Origin of the sequence: Sorangium sp. So ce1504, assembly GCF_051521635.1 — a bacterium.
In the GTDB taxonomy this organism is placed as follows: domain Bacteria; phylum Myxococcota_A; class Polyangia; order Polyangiales; family Polyangiaceae; genus Sorangium; species Sorangium cellulosum_B.
The window spans coordinates 1797143-1814087 of sequence record NZ_CP150365.1 but is presented as its reverse complement, the minus strand read 5'-3'; the positions used below and the strand labels follow the sequence as shown (position 1 = coordinate 1814087).

13 protein-coding genes and 1 tRNA gene are annotated in these 16945 nt (G+C 72.0%); 7 read left to right on the top strand and 7 right to left on the bottom strand.

Annotated elements, in window-relative coordinates; all coding sequences use genetic code 11:
- Positions 1 to 75: 75 nt before the first annotated feature.
- Positions 76 to 2187, top strand: coding sequence for an elongation factor G (fusA, locus tag WMF39_RS06890; RefSeq protein ID WP_437744745.1), 2112 nt, complete (start codon positions 76 to 78; stop codon positions 2185 to 2187).
- A gap of 16 nt (positions 2188 to 2203) precedes the next feature.
- Here fusA and WMF39_RS06885 read toward each other — a convergent pair whose 3' ends face one another.
- A complete protein-coding gene (locus WMF39_RS06885; RefSeq protein ID WP_437744744.1) occupies positions 2204 to 3835 on the bottom strand; it encodes a L,D-transpeptidase in 1632 nt (543 codons plus the stop codon).
- Between the two features lie 248 nt (positions 3836 to 4083).
- On the opposite strand from WMF39_RS06885, the gene WMF39_RS06880 reads away from it, so the two are divergent.
- Positions 4084 to 4157 (top strand) — tRNA-Arg (locus tag WMF39_RS06880).
- A 205-nt stretch (positions 4158 to 4362) separates the two neighbouring features.
- On the opposite strand, the gene WMF39_RS06875 is transcribed toward WMF39_RS06880, so the two are convergent.
- Together WMF39_RS06875 and WMF39_RS06870 are read right to left on the bottom strand one after the other, a co-directional pair.
- On the bottom strand, positions 4363 to 4860 hold the full coding sequence (locus WMF39_RS06875) for a hypothetical protein (protein WP_437744743.1): 498 nt from the start codon (positions 4858 to 4860) through the stop codon (positions 4363 to 4365).
- Positions 4861 to 4979: 119 nt separating this feature from the next.
- Positions 4980 to 6014, bottom strand: coding sequence for a GNAT family N-acetyltransferase (locus tag WMF39_RS06870; protein WP_437744742.1), 1035 nt, complete (start codon positions 6012 to 6014; stop codon positions 4980 to 4982).
- Positions 6015 to 6105: 91 nt separating this feature from the next.
- Between WMF39_RS06870 and WMF39_RS06865 the strand changes: the two genes are divergently transcribed.
- From WMF39_RS06865 to WMF39_RS06855, 3 genes are all read left to right on the top strand, one after another.
- Positions 6106 to 7563, top strand: a complete 1458-nt coding sequence (locus WMF39_RS06865; RefSeq protein WP_437744741.1) for a PLP-dependent aminotransferase family protein — start codon at positions 6106 to 6108, stop codon at positions 7561 to 7563.
- Between the two features lie 163 nt (positions 7564 to 7726).
- The gene (locus tag WMF39_RS06860; RefSeq protein WP_437744740.1) at positions 7727 to 7987 is read left to right on the top strand and encodes a SemiSWEET transporter; all 261 of its coding nucleotides are present in this window, start codon (positions 7727 to 7729) and stop codon (positions 7985 to 7987) included.
- 177 nt (positions 7988 to 8164) lie between these two features.
- Positions 8165 to 8827, top strand: a complete 663-nt coding sequence (locus WMF39_RS06855) for a methyltransferase family protein (RefSeq protein WP_437744739.1) — start codon at positions 8165 to 8167, stop codon at positions 8825 to 8827.
- Between the two features lie 100 nt (positions 8828 to 8927).
- On the opposite strand, the gene WMF39_RS06850 is transcribed toward WMF39_RS06855, so the two are convergent.
- The gene (locus WMF39_RS06850) at positions 8928 to 10223 is read right to left on the bottom strand and encodes a serpin family protein (protein ID WP_437744738.1); all 1296 of its coding nucleotides are present in this window, start codon (positions 10221 to 10223) and stop codon (positions 8928 to 8930) included.
- A gap of 120 nt (positions 10224 to 10343) precedes the next feature.
- Between WMF39_RS06850 and WMF39_RS06845 the strand changes: the two genes are divergently transcribed.
- Positions 10344 to 10829: a gluconokinase gene (locus tag WMF39_RS06845; RefSeq protein WP_437744737.1), complete on the top strand. Its 486-nt coding sequence runs from the start codon at positions 10344 to 10346 to the stop codon at positions 10827 to 10829.
- Between the two features lie 82 nt (positions 10830 to 10911).
- Here the strand turns inward: WMF39_RS06845 and WMF39_RS06840 are convergent, their stop codons facing one another.
- Both WMF39_RS06840 and WMF39_RS06835 read right to left on the bottom strand, forming a co-directional pair.
- Positions 10912 to 12225, bottom strand: coding sequence for a hypothetical protein (locus tag WMF39_RS06840; protein ID WP_437744736.1), 1314 nt, complete (start codon positions 12223 to 12225; stop codon positions 10912 to 10914).
- A gap of 345 nt (positions 12226 to 12570) precedes the next feature.
- Positions 12571 to 12828: a hypothetical protein gene (locus WMF39_RS06835; protein ID WP_437744735.1), complete on the bottom strand. Its 258-nt coding sequence runs from the start codon at positions 12826 to 12828 to the stop codon at positions 12571 to 12573.
- Positions 12829 to 13187: 359 nt separating this feature from the next.
- On the opposite strand from WMF39_RS06835, the gene WMF39_RS06830 reads away from it, so the two are divergent.
- A complete protein-coding gene (locus WMF39_RS06830) occupies positions 13188 to 15791 on the top strand; it encodes a GAF domain-containing protein (protein ID WP_437744734.1) in 2604 nt (867 codons plus the stop codon).
- Positions 15792 to 16510: 719 nt separating this feature from the next.
- On the opposite strand, the gene WMF39_RS06825 is transcribed toward WMF39_RS06830, so the two are convergent.
- Positions 16511 to 16849 (bottom strand): hypothetical protein, encoded by a 339-nt coding sequence (locus tag WMF39_RS06825; protein ID WP_437744733.1) that lies wholly within the window; start codon positions 16847 to 16849, stop codon positions 16511 to 16513.
- Between the last annotated feature and the right edge of the window lie 96 nt (positions 16850 to 16945).

The window sequence follows — 16945 nt, the reverse complement described above, 5'->3', positions numbered from 1 at the left end:
CCTGCCTCGAGGAAAGCGCCGCAAAAATCGCGTGCCGGCCTTCTCGATCTCGACGGGGATTGGTACGAACGAGGGATGACAACGACTGAGGCAGGGGACATCAGGAACGTTGCAATCATCGGACACAAGGGGGCTGGGAAGACATCGCTCGCCGAGGCCATGCTGTACGTCGCCAAGGCGACGGCCAAGCTCGGCAAGGTGGACGACAAGTCGAGTGTCCTCGACGAAACCGCCGAGGAAAAAGAGCACGTTTGCTCGTTCGAGGCGAGCGTCGCGCACCTCGCCTGGGCGGGGAAGAAGGTCAACCTCGTCGACACGCCGGGCGAGGGGAGCTTCCTCGCCGAGACGCGGCTCGCCCTCGCGGCGGTCGACGCGGCCATCCTCGTCGTGAGCGGCAAGGACGGCGTGCAGCCGATCACGGAGCGCGTATTCGGCTGGGTGAGGGACGCAAAGCTACCGTGCATGATCGTCGTCACGAAGGTCGACGCCGAGAACGCCCGCCCCGACGAGGTGCTCGCCGAGATCCGCGCGCGCCTCAAGGCGCCGCTCGCGGTGATGGAGGAGCGCGTCGGCGAGGGGCTCCAGCACCGGGGGGTCGTCGCCATCCGGACGAAGAAGGCCTGGCTCGACAAACCCGAGGCGCCCGCCACGGCCGCGGGCTCTCCCGTGCCGGCCGACGCCGCGGGCGCCGTCGAGAAGGCCCGGGGGAAGCTCGTCGACGACGTCGCCGGCAGCGACGACGAGCTCACCGAGCGGTACCTGACCGAGGGCGATCTCACGCAGGAGGAGCTCGATCAGGGGCTCCGCGCCGCGGTCCGCCAGGGGGCGCTGATCCCGGTCTACTTCGCCTCCGGGGTCCGCCCGAGCGGCGTCGCCGCGCTGCTCGACGGCATCGTCGAGCTCGTGCCGCCGCCGACCGAGCACCCGGCCTGGAGCGGCGTCGTCCCGACCGGCAAGCCCGGCGCCGCGCCGCAGGCCGCGGAGCGGCCGTCGGCGGCGGAGGCCCCGGCCGCGGCGTTCGTCTTCAAGACCTCGATCGATCCGCACGCCGGCCGCACCTCGTTCGTGCGCGTGCTCTCCGGCGTGCTCCGGCCCGACGCCACGATGCTCAACGCGAGCACGGGCGGCACGGAGCGGCTCGGGAAGATCCACAGCGTGGTCGGCAAGGACCACAAGCAGGTGGACGAGGCGCGCGCCGGGGACATCGTGGCGCTGCACAAGCTGAAGGCGACGCTGAGCGGGCACACGCTCTCGGACGAGAAGCACGCGTTCTTGCTCTCCGCGCCGGAGCTGCCGCCGGCCCTCTTCTCGCGCGGCGTGCGGTTCGACGCCAAGGGCGGCGAGGACAAGGTCGGCAACGCGCTCTACCGGCTGACCGAGGAGGACCCGGGGCTCAGCGTGCACCAGGACGCGTCGACCCGCGAGCTCGTCGTCTCGGGGCTCGGCGCCCTGCACCTCGAGATCACGGTGGAGCGCATCCGCCGGCGCGTCGGGGTCGACTGTCGGCTCGGCCCGCCGCACATCGCCTACAAGGAGACGATCTCGAAGAAGGCCACGAACATCGAGGGCAAGCACAAGAAGCAGACGGGCGGACATGGCCAGTTCGGCGTCTGCTACATCGACATGGAGCCTTTGCCGCGCGGCGGCGGCTTCGTCTTCGAGGACGCGGTCGTGGGCGGCGCCGTGCCGCGGCAGTTCATCCCCTCGGTCGAGAAGGGCATCGTCAAGTCGATGTCGAAGGGCGTCCTGGCAGGCTACCCGATGATCGACGTCAAGGTCCGGCTCTTCGACGGCAAGTACCACGACGTCGACTCCTCGGACGCGGCGTTCCAGATGGCGGGCAGCAAGGCGTTCAAGGCTGCCGCCGCGCAGTGCGCGCCGGTGCTGCTCGAGCCCATCGTGCGGCTCTCGGTGACGGTGCCGAGCGCCGCGATGGGCGACATCATCGGCGACATCAACAGCCGCCGCGGGAGGATCATCGGCACGGACTCGGTCGAGAGCCAGACGATCGTGAACGCGTTCGTCCCGCTCGCCGAGGTGCTCGAGTACGAGTCGAAGCTGAAGAGCATGACCCAGGGCAAAGGCACGTTCACGATGAACGTCGAGCACCTGGAGGTCTGCCCGCCGATGGTGCAGGACAAGGTGATCAAGGAGAGCGGCTTCAAGGCCGAGGCCGACGAGGACTGACCCCCGCCGCTCCGCTCTAGGGATGGATGTGGACGATGGTCCCTTCCCCCGTGGCCTTCCCCGCGCTGACCCCGTGCCATCCGTCGGGCACGGGGGGATCGGTCCAGAGGAACACCCGGCGCGCGTCGATCGGCGACAGGTTGATGCACCCGTGGCTGCGCGGCTTGCCGTAGTCGTCGTGCCACGGCGCCGCGTGGATCGCGTAGCCGGCCTCGAAGTACTGCACCCACGGCACGTCGCGGAGCTCGAACTTGTTGTCGACCTCGTGCGCGTCCATGGTCGTCGTGACGTGTTTGTCGCGGATCCGGAACGTCCCGCGCACGGTCGAGAAGGTCTTCTTGGGGTCGCCGAGCCCGTCGCGGCCCGTCGCCGCCGCGGTGGCGTAGACGGGCTTCTTGCCCTCGTAGAGGATGAGCGTCTGGCTCAGGATCGAGATGTCGATCCACTTCACGGTCCCCTGCGCGAACGACGGCAGCTCCGAGGGCTTCACCGCGATGGCGACGTCGGAGTCGCGCACCCACGTCCCGTCCTTCGCCTCGACGAGGCGGGCGCCGCCGACCTTCTTCGAGCGCCCCGTGAGCTGCACGGCGGTGTGCCAGGGCAGCTCGCCCGCCTTCTCCATCTCGCCGCCGGAGATGTCGTAGCGCTTCGCGTCCTGCCGGTGCACGAACGCGAGCGGCAGCTCCCACCCCTTGGTCATGTCGACGCCGTGGAACGTGGAGCCGCGGGCGGGCTTGAGCTTCGAGGTGGGCACGAGCCGCGCGTCGGTGGTCAGGGCGAAGCGCCGCCCGCCGTCGCCCATGAAGGTGTCGATGAGGGCGAGCCCTGCCTTGCGCGCGATCCGGTTGGTGATGATCGCGTAGCCCGGGACCTTGAACGACGAGATGTTCGGGAGCTGCCGGCCGCCCTTGAAGAACCAGGGGATCTCGTCGCTGCCGTTGCCGCCGAAGAGCTCGCTGTCGCCGAGGTCGGGCGGCTCCGCGGGCGGGTCGGCGACGGCGTTGCCCGCGGGGTCGAGCGGCACGTCGTTGGCGCCGACCTTGACCTCGTCCCACTTCTTCTTGAGCTTCTTGTAGCTGCGGAGGTGCCGCTCCAGGCTCATCTCGTACTGGAGCTGCTCCTTCGTGGACGGCATCCGGTAGTAGTTCGGCGCGATGGCCCGGACGAAGGCGTACGGGTACGGCATCGGCTTGGACAGGTCGGGCCGCCGCGTGAGCGCCCGGACGATCGGGTGCTGCGTGTCGATCGTGGCGTCACTGTCCGCGCACATGAACCCGGCGGGCAGCACGCGGTAGTAGCCGCCCTGGCAGTCGTCGAACGCGGCGGGCTTCTCCCCGCGGGGCGCCGTCCCGCCCGCGCGGAGGTAGCCGAGCTTGGCCGAGCGCCGGTCCGCCTTCTCGTAGATGGGCGCGACCATCTGCACGGCGCCGATGCGGGGCCCGTCCGGGCGCGGCAGGGTGGCGGGGTCGTTCTCGGCGGCCTTCTGGGCCGCGCCCGCGGAGAGGCTGATGATGCCCTCGGGCGTGGCGTTCTCCCCGCCGGTGCAGGCCGACAGGGCCGGCAGGGCGAGGGCGGCGACGGCCAGGGCGAGCGGGAGGGGTCCGCGCGCCGGGGCCGGGAGCGCGGAGCTTCGCTGTCGGGCATCCATGCCCCGGGAATGCCGGACAGACGGGCCGGTGGCCAAATTTTGGCCGTCGCCACGCCGCCCTCGCTGGCGGGCGGGCGGCGGCGGCGCCACGGCTGGCGCGGGCCCTCGGCGAGCGACCGGCGACGGCGTGACGGCGTGGGCGGGGCGGGATGGCGGCAACGCGCAAAGGTGGCAAAGGTGCAGGAATGGGGTTGCGCGAGAGCCCGGTCTTGGGTAGGTTCGGGGCCCCTCGCGAAACCCGCGAGAGTGCGCCACTAGCTCAGCTGGATAGAGCGTCGGCCTCCGGAGCCGAAGGCCAGTGGTTCGAATCCACTGTGGCGCGCTGGGTCCTCTGCCTTTCCGCAACGCTCGCGGCTGGCTCGGCTGCGCTTCGCCCGGAATCCACGCGAGCGCAAGGTGGGGAGCTGGTGCCCCGGGCCTCCGCGCGCTGATCGCCGATCGAGGGATCGCCGGCGAGGGCGCGACGGTAGCCGACCGACGCCTCGGCGGTCGCGTCGGTGGCGTGGCCGCGCGCTCGAGGCGAAGTTCTAGGGGCCATCGATCGCTTTTGCGCCAATCAAGACACGCCACTCATCAGCGTAGCTCGGATCGTCGCTTGGGTGGCAGGCGTCATTTTCGCTCATGTGGTTGTCCACGCTCGTGCCCACGATCGCGCGGTATGCCCCGCTCGCGTCGATATCACCTTCGTGCCCGTCGAGAATCGAGGCGCCGGGCACATGGTCGACCCAGAACTGGATCCGGGATCTGCGGCTGCTCAGGCATTCACGTCGGATTTCCACGGGACATCCTTCTTCGGCGGCCGGCAACATCGCGATCGGTGTGAAATAGCCATCAGGGGTCCAGCTCGAAGCGCGAGCGCCTCCCGCGAGCAGCGCGCCCGTGACATCGGAGCCGGCGCGCACCTCGAACCACTGATAGACCTCGCCGAACTCCTCATATCGCGCCGCCCGAAGGAACACGGGACCGCTCGCCGGAATGGCACCGACGATGTGCAGATTGGAAATGGTGAGCGTCAGGCCGTGCACCGTGCCGTCTGCGTACGTGCACGCGAGGTCGCGCGATGCTGCGCTGGCTGCCTCCACCTGGCAGGGCGCGGCGCGTCGCCGCGTAGCCGCGCGGCCCCGTCGGGCGCCCGAGCGCCGCTTCACGCGCGGACGAGCTGCATCTCCGTCGACGTGAACGGCCGCGGCGGCAGCGCCGCGCGGTCACGGAAACCGAACCGCGCGTAGAACGTGTGCGCGTCCTGGGTGCCCAGGTGGACGTGGCTCGCGCCGCGGACCGCGGGGTGCCCGAGCAGCAGCCGCACCACCGCCTCGCCCACGCCGCGGCCCCGCAGCGAGGGCGCGACCATCACGTCGTACATCCACGCGCGCCTGCTCCCGTCGCTGATCGCCCGCGCCGTCGCCACGAGCCGGCCCGCCGCGTCGCGCGCGCCCACCCACGCCGACGAGCCGAGCAGCGCCCGCGCGATCGCCTCGCGCGACACGCCCTGGTTCCAGTAGCCGCCCTCCAGCAGATCGACGGTCGCCGCCACGTCGCGCGGGCCCAGCGCGCACGCGAGCACGCAGCCCGCCGGCGCCTGCAGGAACTCGGGCACCGGCGTGTCCAGGCAAGCGCCGCGGAGCAGCTCGATCGCCGCGGCATCGCCCGGCGCACCCCGCTCCCAGAGCTTCGTGAGGATCCGCGCCCGCTCCTCGGGCGTCCGGTTCTGCGCGAGCTTCGCCTTGCCGTCGAGCCGCGACAGCGGGACCGCGAGCACGAGGATCCCAGCGATCGCCTTGCGGTAGAGCGGGCTCGACGCGTCGAGCGGCGTGTACCCGCCCTCGGGCTGGTACTTCTGCATCAGCGCCTCCAGCACCTCGGCCTTGTGATCCGGATCGTCCACGCGCTCGATCACCCCGTGGACCTGCGCGCTCCGGTAGAGCGTCGTCGCCGGGCACGCCCGCTCCGGATCGGTGAAGTAGCTCGGGATCGACGCGACGACCTGCTCGCACGACACCACCGCGGGCCGGCCGACGGCCTCGATCTTCTCGCCCACGGGCGCGCCGTGGAACGCGATCGCGCCCCGGACCACGACGCCGTGCACCGTCCTCAGCACCGGCTCGCCCTCGGCCGTCGTCGACGCCAGGTGGATCACCTCCGCGAGCCCGAGGAGCGCCTCGGCCTCCGCCCTCTCCATGCGAAAAATCTCCCTGCGCATGGACCGAGGTTGGCGCGCACCTGGTACTCTCGAAAGATCCGGTTCGCCGATTTCTGCTAGACCAGCTGGCATGCCCTGGGAGCTCGCCCTCGCGGTCGATCCCGCCGCACAGCAGCCGATCTTCCTTCAGATCGCGCGCGCCCTCGCCGACGACATCCGCCGCGGCCGGCTCCGCGCCGGCGCCGAGCTGCCGGGCAGCCGCGCGCTCGCGCGGTCCCTGTCGGTCCATCGCAACACCGTCCTCGCCGCGTACCGCGAGCTCGCCGCCGAGGGCTGGATCGAGGCCAGCGCCGCGCGCGGCACCTTCGTCTCGGCGGAGCTGCCGGCGCCGGCGCCCCGCGGCTTCGCCCGGCGCGCGGCCGCGCGGGCGGAGGTGCCGGCGCGGCTCGGCTTCGATCTCGGCGCGACCTCGCTCCGGCACGTGCCCATCATCCCGCCCGGCACGCTCCGCATGAGCGGCGGCCTCCCCGACATGCGCCTCGTCCCGACCGCGGCGCTCGCGCGCGCCTACCGCCGCGCGCTGCACGCCGGGTCGAAGCAGCTGCTCGACTACGCCGATCCGCGCGGCGACGAGCGCCTCCGCGCCGCCCTCGCCGCGATGCTCTCGGCGGTGCGCGGCCTCGCCGCAGGGCCGGAGTCGGTCCTCGTCACGCGCGGCAGCCAGATGGCGCTCGACCTCGTCGCCCGCGCCCTGATCGCGCCGGGCGACGCGGTCGCCGTCGAGTCCTACGGTTACCGCCCCGCGTGGGAGGCGCTCCGCCTCGCCGGCGCGCGGCTCCTCCCGCTGCCGGTCGACGCCGCGGGCCTCTCCGTCGACGCGCTCTCGGAGCTCGCCGAGCGGGAGCGCCTGCGCGCCGTCTACGTCACCCCGCACCACCAGTACCCCACGACCGCGGTGCTCGCGCCCGGCAGGCGCATCGCGCTCCTCGAGCTCTGCCGGGCCCGCCGGATCGCGCTCCTCGAGGACGACTACGATCACGAGTTCCACTACGACGGCCGCCCGGTGCTGCCGCTCGCCAGCGCGGACACGGCCGGCGTCGTCGTCTACATCGGCACCCTGTCCAAGATCCTCGCCCCCGGGCTCCGGATCGGCTTCGTGGTCGCCCCCGGACCGCTGATCGAGCGCCTCTCCCTCCATCGCACCTTCGTCGACCGGCAGGGCGACCACGCCGTGGAGCGCGCCGTCGCCGAGCTCCTCGAGGACGGCGAGGTGCAGCGCCACGCGCAGCGCGCGCGCCGCGCCTACCGGGCGCGGCGCGATCTGCTCGTCGCGTCGCTGCGCGCGCGGCTCCCCGACGCGCTCGACTTCGCCGTGCCAGCCGGCGGTATGGCCCTGTGGGCCAAGGTGGACGCCGCGATCGACGCGGACGCCTGGGCCGAGCGCGCGCTCGCGCGAAAGGTGGCGTTCTCCGCGGGGCGGCGGTTCGCGTTCGACGGCAAGAAGCGCCCCTTCCTGCGGCTCGGGTTCGCGGCGCTGGACGAGCGGGAGATCAGCGATGCGGTGGAGAGGATGGTCGAGGCGGTGTGAGCGCCCAGGCGGGCGGACCAGCTGAGCGCCGCGGCAGTCCCGAAGGTGGACGCCGCGCCACGTGGAAGCGTGGAGGCGTCGACAAAACATCCCTATCTCCCTGTCTCTCCGGATACGCCTCCCCTATGCACCTCGGGCGAACCGAAGGGATACGACAGAACAGATGACGCCAGCAGCAGTGACCACGCTCGGGCTCGTCGCGGCGACCCTCACCACGATCTCCTTTCTTCCACAGGTGCTGCGCACCCTGCGCACGCGCGACACACGCTCGATCTCCGTCGGCATGTACGCGGCGTTCGTCACCGGCGTGGGCCTGTGGCTCGTTTACGGCCTGCTCACGCAGGACGTGCCCATCGTCGTCGCGAACGCGGTCACCCTCGTGCTCTCGGGCGCCGTGTTCCTCCTCAAGCTCCGATACGGCTGAACTCTCCTTCTCCCCCGCAGGCGCTGTCTCCGACAGACCTCGATCGTCCCGCGGCCCCGCCGCCGTCGAAGCGCGCTGCGCCCGCGGTGGATGGATGATGGATCCGACGCGGCGAAAGCCCCGCTGGCTTGACCTCGCTCGCGCCCCCTCTCACGATGCGAAGTAAGGGGGGATACAATGAATGGCGCGGTGCTCTACGACCTCGCGATGCGGCTGCCGCTCGCCGTCCTCATGCTCTATAACGCCCTGTTCGTCGGGCGCGAACTCTATGCTCACCTGTTTCTCTGGAGCGGGCCCAGGGGGCTCACGTACGGGACGACGGTGGCCTCGCTCGCGGCCACCGAGGCCTACCTGCTGCTCGTCGCGGCGTTCACGCTCGTTCGCCTCCGCCCTGTACGCAAGCTGAGCGGCATCGTACCTCGCATCACCGCGCTCGCCGCCGGCCTGCTGCCGGCGAGCATCGCGTGGCTGCCCAAGGCCCCGCCGATGCCCGGCCGTCAGGTGGTTGGCACGCTGTTCATCATCGGTGGAATGGCGCTCGCCGTGGTCAGCATCGGGTGGCTGGGCAAGTCGTTCAGCGTCATGCCCGAGGCGCGACGCCTCATCACCAATGGCCCCTACCGGCTCGTGCGCCACCCGGTCTATCTCGCCACCCTGATCCAGGGGACGGGGATCATCTTGATCTATCCGTCCATCGCCGCTGTCCTGATCTACACGGTCGAGATGATCCTGCAGGTCATCCGCATGGGATACGAGGAGCGCGTGCTGCGCGACACCTTTCCGGAATACGACGACTACGCGCGCCGGACGTCCGCGCGGCTCGTCCCCCGCCTCTATTGAGGAGGGCGCGCGCCCTCCTCAATAGAGGCGGGTACGCGGCGCCATAGGACAGGATGCAACGCCTGTCGCAGGATGCCTCGCTCGTCCGGACCCGGCGCTCTTACCTGGACGGGTCGGCCACGCGGCCGACGAACAGGATCGCGCTCGTCGCGCGATCGCGGATGACGAAGAGGAACGGGCGATCGAAGCGGATGGTGGCGGGCTCGGGCGCCGACGTCTCGCGGATCACCACCGCCGTCGCCGCCGCCGCCTCGGTGCCCGCCTCGTTCACGGAGACGAACGCTTCGTGGAGCACATCGGTGATGAAGAGGCCGCCCTGGCCGTCGATCCCCGAGAAATCCGCGCGATTGGAGAAGGCGGCGGGCATCCCCAGATCCTCGAGCGGCGGGGCGAGATCCAGGGTCGAGGCGATCTTGAACCGCGGCAGCGCCATCGTGACGCTCCGCGACCCGAGGGAGGCGAGGACGCCCTCCAGCCGCTCCCGATCGAGCCCCGCCTCGAAGCCCCCGAGCTCCGACGGCAGCACGAGCACCATCGACAGCTCGCCGCCGTCGTAGGGCAGCTCCAGCGCCTCGTAGCCGTCGCCCTCGCCATAACGGACCTGCGCGTGGTTGGTCATCATCGGAACGGACACCGTGGAGCCGTCCGCCAGCGTGAAGCTCCCCGGAGTCGTCTCCTCCTCCTCGAACGGAAACTGCCAGGCAGCGTTGAAGTAGATGGCGTTCGTCAGCACGAGCCGGGTCGAGGGCCCGAGGGCGCCTTCAGGCAGGATGTCCTTGATGCGGTCCTCGGTGCGCTCGGCCACCCAGCCATTGATGATCTTCCGCGCCTCGTCGGGCGCCTTCACGAAGTCGACGACGTGCAGCCCGGCCCCGTAGCTCTCCGCCAGCACGTCGAGGAACGACGGCACGAACGCGGAGCCGACCTGCCCCCAGATCGCGTTGGCCACGTGGAGCCGGAACCCCTTGCCGTCCTGCCCCTCGGCGCCCTCGCCGCGGCGCGCGAGCGCGAGGTCGAGCGCGTTGAAGGCCGGGTGGAGCCGCGCTTGCGGCAGCGTGAAGCGCAGCGCGCGCGCCATCTGCTCCGCCGTTTCCCCGCGCGCGCCGGCGGTTGTCATCGCCAGCGCGCTCGACACGCTGTACGGCGAACAGAAGAGGTTGCCCGGCGCGGCGCCGATCCGGCGGTAGAGCTCGAGCGCGAACGCCGTGTTGCCGAGGGCGAGCTCCCTGGCGTCGGCCTCCGGCACCCGAGGCGCGCGGGCCCGTTGCCTGTCCGAGGCGACGACGCAGCCCGCGGTGCCCGGATCGGCGCACCCGGACGGCGAGGGCCGCCGCTCCGGCTCGGCGCCGGCAGAGGAGCAACCGGCGCAGAGCAGGGAAAATGGCAACAGGACCACAGGGATCGGAGGCCTACGCATGCGCCCGGCGCAGCAGGGGGCGTGCCGAACCGCCCATGATAGGATGGCTCCCACCATGCGAAGAGCGCGAGATACAGCCCTCGGAGAGGCGCGGCGCCCGTGATCGTGCTCGTGATGGGCGTGAGCGGCGCCGGGAAGACGACCGTCGGGGCGCGCCTTGCGCGCGAGCTCGGATGGGAGCTCGTCGACGCCGACGACTTCCACCCCGCCGCCAACATCGAGAAGATGCGCGCCGGCAAGCCGCTCGACGATCGGGATCGCGCGCCGTGGATCGCGGCGCTCACCGCGCGCATCCGCCAGCTCCTCGGCGAGGGGCGCGGCGCCGTGATCGCCTGCTCGGCGCTCAAGGCGGCGCACCGCGCGCAGCTGCTCGTCGACCCCGCGCGGATGCGCCTCGTGCACCTGACCGGCGATCCAGCGCTGATCGCCGCGCGCCTCTCGGCGCGCAAGGATCACTTCATGCCCCCCGGCCTCCTGTCGACGCAGCTCGCCGCGCTGGAGCCGCCCGAGGACGCGATCCGCGTCGACGTCGGCGGCACCCCCGAGGAGATCGTCGCCGCCGTCCGCCGCGCGCTCGGCGTGTGAGCCGGGCCCGCGCCGCGCCGTCTGCCGGCGCCGGGCGCTTTCCAGGCGATCTCTCCGGGAGAACCCGAGCGCCCCCGCGCTGTCAGCCCGGGTCCGGCAAGCGGGTCAGGAAGAGCGCGCCCTGGTCGCTGGAGAGGCGTTCGCCCCCGAGCGCCATCGTGCCCTGGAAGGACCCGGCCAGCATCGGGCTCTCCCACGGGTCCATCTCCAGCCCGGAGACGTGGACGTCGGCGCCGATGCGCCGGGTCCACTGCTCCTCTCCGCTGGAGCTGAGCCCGGCCGCCCACGCGCTGCACGACGCCGGCTCATCCGCGGACTCGCACAGCGCATCGCCGGCAAGCACCACGCGCTCGCCGCTCGCCGTGATGCGGCGGGGGCTCCGCGCGTCGAAGCGCTTCACCCAGATCACACGGCCATCCGGGCCGATCTTGGCGACGAACGGCCGCGGGCCGCCCGGCAGATCGGGCTCGCCGAAGACGCCGCTGCCGGAGAGCAGCGCGGCGCCTTCTGGATCCACGGCGAGGTCGTACGCCTCCTCGAGCTGATCCGACGAGCCACGGAACCGCTTGTGCCACACGAGCTCTCCGTTCCGGTCCAGCTTGGTCACGAACGTCGCCGTGCCCCGCCCGTCCTGGCTCGCGAGGATCACGTTCCCGTCGCGATCGACCTCGATGCCGATCTCGTCGCTGTCGGAGCCGCTCGGCGGCAGGCTGACCCACGCGAAGCGACCCGACGCGTCGAGCCGGACGACGAAGGCGCCGATGGCCCGCCGCTCGATCCGCGCGCCGGCGACCTTCGCGGCCCCCTCCAGCCTGCCGAGCACGAGCGCGCCGCCGCGGCCATCGGCGGCGAGCGCCGTACCGCTCAGGATCGCGTCCTCCTCCGCGGAGATCTGCGCCGCCCAGCTCGCCGCGCCGCGCGGGCCGAGCTTCGCGAGGAACAGGTCCGCGCCCGAGGGCGACGCCGCCGTGAGCCGGTGGGCGCCGAAGCGGACCGTACCGGAGAAATCGCCGAGCACGAGCGACTGACCCCCGCCGCTCGCGGCCACGTCGATGGCGCTCTGCGCCGTGCCGTCGCCGAACTGCTTGCTCCAGAGCGGAGCGCCGCACGCGTCGAGCTCGGCCACGAAGGCGTCCGTCGCGCCCGCGCTCCGCAGCCGGGTGCTGCCGAAGGTCAGCTCCCCTTCGAAGGAGCCGGCGAGCAGCGCGCGGCCGGCGCCGTCGATCGTGAAGCCGCGCAGCGTCGCGCCCTTGCCAGGATACTGCCGGCTGAACGATCTCTGCCGGCACGCCCGCTCGGCCCGCTCGCCGTCGCCGAGCCCGGCCGCGCCGGCCAACCGCCCGCCGGGTGCGACCGCGGCACCCAGACACACGCCTCCGGGACCGACTGCCCCCATCTCGCACATCCCGGGAGGCGAGGCGTGCTCCGCGTTCGCCCGCGCCGCACCGCCGCTGTCGCCTCCCGGTTCGCCCTCCGCCACAATGTCCGCAGCTTCCGAGGACATACACCCGGCGCCACAGCAGATGGCGCCGCAGAGGGCGCTCCGTGCTCTCAAGACAGACCACATACTGCATCTCCTCTCCCGCCTCGACGCGGGCACACTGGAAACACTGCAGGATGCGGACCATGGCCGGCGCCTTTCAAGCTTCTCGCGAAGTTGAAAAATCCAAACTTTTCTCGCTGGATGCGGGCTCATCCGGGGCAGGAGGACGCGTTCGTTCAGCGCCGCTTCATGTCCTCTTCACACCATCGCTCCGGGGCGCACCGGCCATTCGACCCCGGTCGCGCGCTCGATCGACTCACGCACTGGCAGGCGCGCGTCGACAGAGATGGATAGGGCATCTCTCGCCCTGGACACCGCCTGTTCCGGATCCAGATCATCGATGGTCGAGATCTGGCCGAGTCGCTCGCCGCTGCCGTCGAGGCGCGGGCGACTGGCATCTTGAACGCCGCCTGGCCCGGCGAGGCGCAGGCGATGGGGCGGGTTGCTCGCGCGCAAGGCCCTGACGCCGGGGCGGGAGCCGGGAGCCGCGAGCCGCGGGCGGGGCGCTCGCGCGGACCCCGAGGCCGCCCTCCCCCGGCTCCCCCGGGTGACCGGCGGCGCGCGCAGACCGGAAAGACGGGCGCCTACCACCGTAGCGCACCCACGCCCACTTAAGGTAGGATGCTGTCACACGACTCCGGCGGACGTATTCCCGCTGGAGGAGCCCGCGACCGCGGGCGCCGGCCGCTCCATGACCCCCTATCCATCTACGATCACGACGGAGCTCCCTGCGAGCGAAGGCGCGACTGCGCGGCCCCCCCGCGCCAGCCCCGCCCTCGCCGCCGGTGCCCCCCGCGATCGCCTCGGAGATGGCGATGAAGTTGCTCTGCAAGCCCGCTGACGAGCGCACCGCGCGTGCGCAGGTGCTGAAGGTCGACATCGACGCCTACGCCGCCCTCCCTGACGCGGAGCGGCGCGCGGTCCACCTGCGCCTCGGGCGCATGGCCGAGGCGCGATCGCAGCGCGAGCGCTCGGACGAGGCGCTCTTCGAGGCCGCGCACCACCTGAACCTCGGCGCGCCCTTGATCGTCGAGCCGCGCGAGCGGGCGGCGCTCGCCGCGATGAACCTCGCCGCGGGCCGCAAGGCGAGGGAGCGGGGCGCGACCCCGGCGGCCGCCGATCTCTTCGAGGCCGGGATCGCGGCGCTGCCAGACGGGAGCTTCAAGCGAGACCACGAGATCGCCTTCTCGCTGCACGCGGAGGCGGCCGAGTGCGCGCACCTCGGCGGCCGGCTCGATCGCGCGGAGGCGCTGCTCGACGTGCTCGCGGCGGAGGCGCGCTCGGATCTCGAGCGGGCCAGGGCGCATGAGCTGCGCATCGCCGTGTACACAACCCAGGGCCGGCTCGACGAGGCGGTGGCGCTCGGAAAGACGGCCCTCGCGATGCTCGGCGTCCCCCTCCCCGAGGACGGGCCGGGGCGGAAGGCGGCGGCAGACGCCGAGCTCGCGGCCGCGCGCGCCGCGCTCGGCACGCGCCGGCTCAAGGATCTGCTCGACGAGCCCGAGGCGTCGGACGCCCGGACCCGCGCGGCGCTCCGGCTCCTCATGGCCCTCATGCTCCCCGCCGCGACGGTGAACCCGCCGCTCTGCACGTTCATCGCGGCCAGGCAGGTCAACCTGTCGCTGGAGCGCGGCCACGGCGGAGTTTCCCCGTACGGCTTCATGGCCTACGCCTGGGTCGCCGCGCGGGTGCTCCGCCGCTACGACGAGGCCTACGAGCTCGGCCAGCTCGCGCTCGAGATGAACGAGCGGTCCAGACAGCCCGAGCTCTCCTGCCGGCTGCGCGTCGTGCTCGGGGCCCACGTCAGCGTCTTCACCGATCACCTGCTTTCCAGCCTCGATCTCTTCCAGGCCGCGCTCGAGGCGGGGCACAGGACGGGCGATCTCACCTACCTGTCCCAGGCGTGCGTCCACACCGCGCTCGTTCGATTCGGGCTCGGCGACGAGTGCGAGGCGGTGCGGGCCGAGGTCGACGGGTTCCTCTCGCTGGTGCGGCGCGCGCGGGAGGAGCTCGCCGCCCTCGCGCTGACCGGGGTGCGCCGCGCGCTCGACGACCTGATGGACGCGACGCGCGCCGGCGCGTCACGCCCGCCCAGCCACGGCGATCTCGACGACGCAGGGGATGAAGCGAAGCTCTCGGCGCCGGCGCACGGCGCCGCCGCGCGCGTCCACTACGCGCTGCGGCAGCAGATCTGCTTCCTCAACGAGGACTACGAGGGGGCGCTGCGGATGGGCTCGCTGGCCGAGGCGAGGGTGCAGGGCGGCGTCGACGATCACCTCGCGACCGAGGTGTTCTTCTACACCTGCCTGACGCTGCTCTCGCCCGCGCTGGCGCGCGGCCGGCAGCTGACCACCGTCTCGGTGGCGAGCTACCGGGATCGGTTCTCGGAGTGGGCCGAGCGGTGCCCGGACAACTACCGTCACAAGCACCTCCTCCTCCGCGCGGAGTCCGCGCGCGCCGCCGGCGAGGAGCTCGCGGCGATGAAGCTTTACGATCAGGCGATCGAATCGGCGAAGGTGAACGGTTTCGTCCGGGACGAGGCGCTCGCCAGCGAGCTCTGCGCGAAGTTCCACCTGGCGAGCGGCAGGGAGAGGATCGCCCACGTCTACATGGCCGACGCCCACGAGGGCTATCTGCGGTGGGGCGCGCAGGCCAAAGCGCGACAGCTGTCGCGAAAGTACCCGCACCTCGTGGCGCGCGCCGCGCTCGTCGGGCAGCAGAGCCGTCCGCCGGAGTCCGCGCTCCCGGCGAGCACGGAGCGCCCCACGTCGCTCGACGCGTTCGCCCTCCTCCGCGTCTCGCGCGCGATCTGCGGGGAGCTCGTCCTGGAGCGCCTCTTCGAGCGGCTCCTCCGGGCCCTGAGCGAGAGCGCGGGGGCGCAGCGCGCGGTGCTGCTCCTCGCGCGCGACGGCGCGCTGACCATCGAGGCCGAGCTCGACGGCGACCGCGGAGGGGTCCGCCTCGGACCTGCGACGCCGCTCGAGTCCACCGCCGATCTCGCCGCGAGCGTCGTCCAGCACGTCGCCCAGACACAGCAGCCGATCGCCCTCACCAGCGCGGCCATGGACGAGCGGTTCGCGGACGACCCTTACCTGCTCGAGGGCGGCCTTCGATCGATCCTGTGCCTCGCCATGACGCATCAGGGCCGCCTCACCGGCGTGCTCTACGCGGAGAACGGCGCGACCGCTGGCGCGTTCCGCGCCGGCCAGGTCGAGCTCTGCGGCCTCCTCGCATCGCAGGCGGCGGTGGCCGTGCACAACGCGTTGCGCCACCGCGACGCGCAGAGCACCTCGCGCGAGCTCCGTCGCTGCAACGAGGCCCTCGTCGACGAGGTCGCTCGCCTCACCGAGGAGCTCCGCGCGTGCAACCGCGACGCTAGCCCCACGAGCGAGCTTCGGCGCTGCAACGAGGCGCGCTAGCCCCGCTACAGCGGGGTGCGTCCGGGGTCCATCCCGCCCGACAGGATTCCCCGCCAGGAAGGGGAGAGCTTCAGCGAGGCTTCGCGGGGCGCCGTGGGCAAAGCTCCCATCGCGGAGGGGACATCCCCTCTGGAAAATCCATGACGCCGGCACCAGAGGGGCCGCAAAACATGCATAGCGTGGGCGCGTCCGCGCGCCATGGCTCCGTCCGAGATGCGTGCAAGCGCGAAGGGGAACGCAGTCGTGCGAACAAGATACGCCACAGCGCGAAAGACACGTGGCAGCGCGGTAGAGCGCGCGGCAGCAGCGCAGACGCTGTCCTGCACACAGCCCTCGAGGCCGGCGCTGACAGGCACATGTTCTGAAATCAAAATGCTCGGGACACCACGGGACGGAAGGGAAGACACAAAGCACCTGCCGTCTCCCAGCCTGCCCGTGATTCCCGAGCCTACAGCGCGGCGCAACTTCGTGCGCTACGGGCTCATCCGCGTCGTTCGGCTCGCTTCAGCGCACGTTCGCACGCCTAACGCGCTGTCCTGACGGTCGAGCTAGCATCCCACGAACCTGCACATCGCGATAGAGCGCCGAACAAAGCCAACCGAGCCATGCAGCCGCGAAGGCGCATGGGGACGGGAGGTGATGAGTGGCGCTCCACAGCCTATCCCCCGCCCGCCGTACCGCGGGCTCGGCGGGGGATGGCCGCTATCGACGCGCTCGTCTCAGGCGCCGCCCGCGCCGCCCGCGCCACCGGCGCCGCCCGCGCCGCCCGCGCCGCCGGTGCCGCCGCCCTCGCCCGCGCCACCCTCGCCACCCGCGCCGCCGGTGCCGCCGCCCTCGCCCGCGCCACCCTCGCCGCCGGTGCCGCCGCCCTCGCCCGCGCCACCCTCGCCGCCGGCGCCGCCTTCGCCGCCTTCGCCGCCCGTGCCCGACGCCGAGCTCGTCGTCGTCGAGGAGGAGGTGGTGTTGGTCTCCCCGTCATCGCCGCATCCGGCGCCGATCATCATCATGGTCGCGCCTAGCAGCAGCGCGCTTGCAAAGATGCTCTTCGAAGCGTTCATGGTTCGTTCTCTCCGTTGGGTTGTCCCCCCCAAAGAATGACTCGGCAGAACCCCGCGCCGATCACCGCTCCACACCGCCAAGCGACTCAATCCACG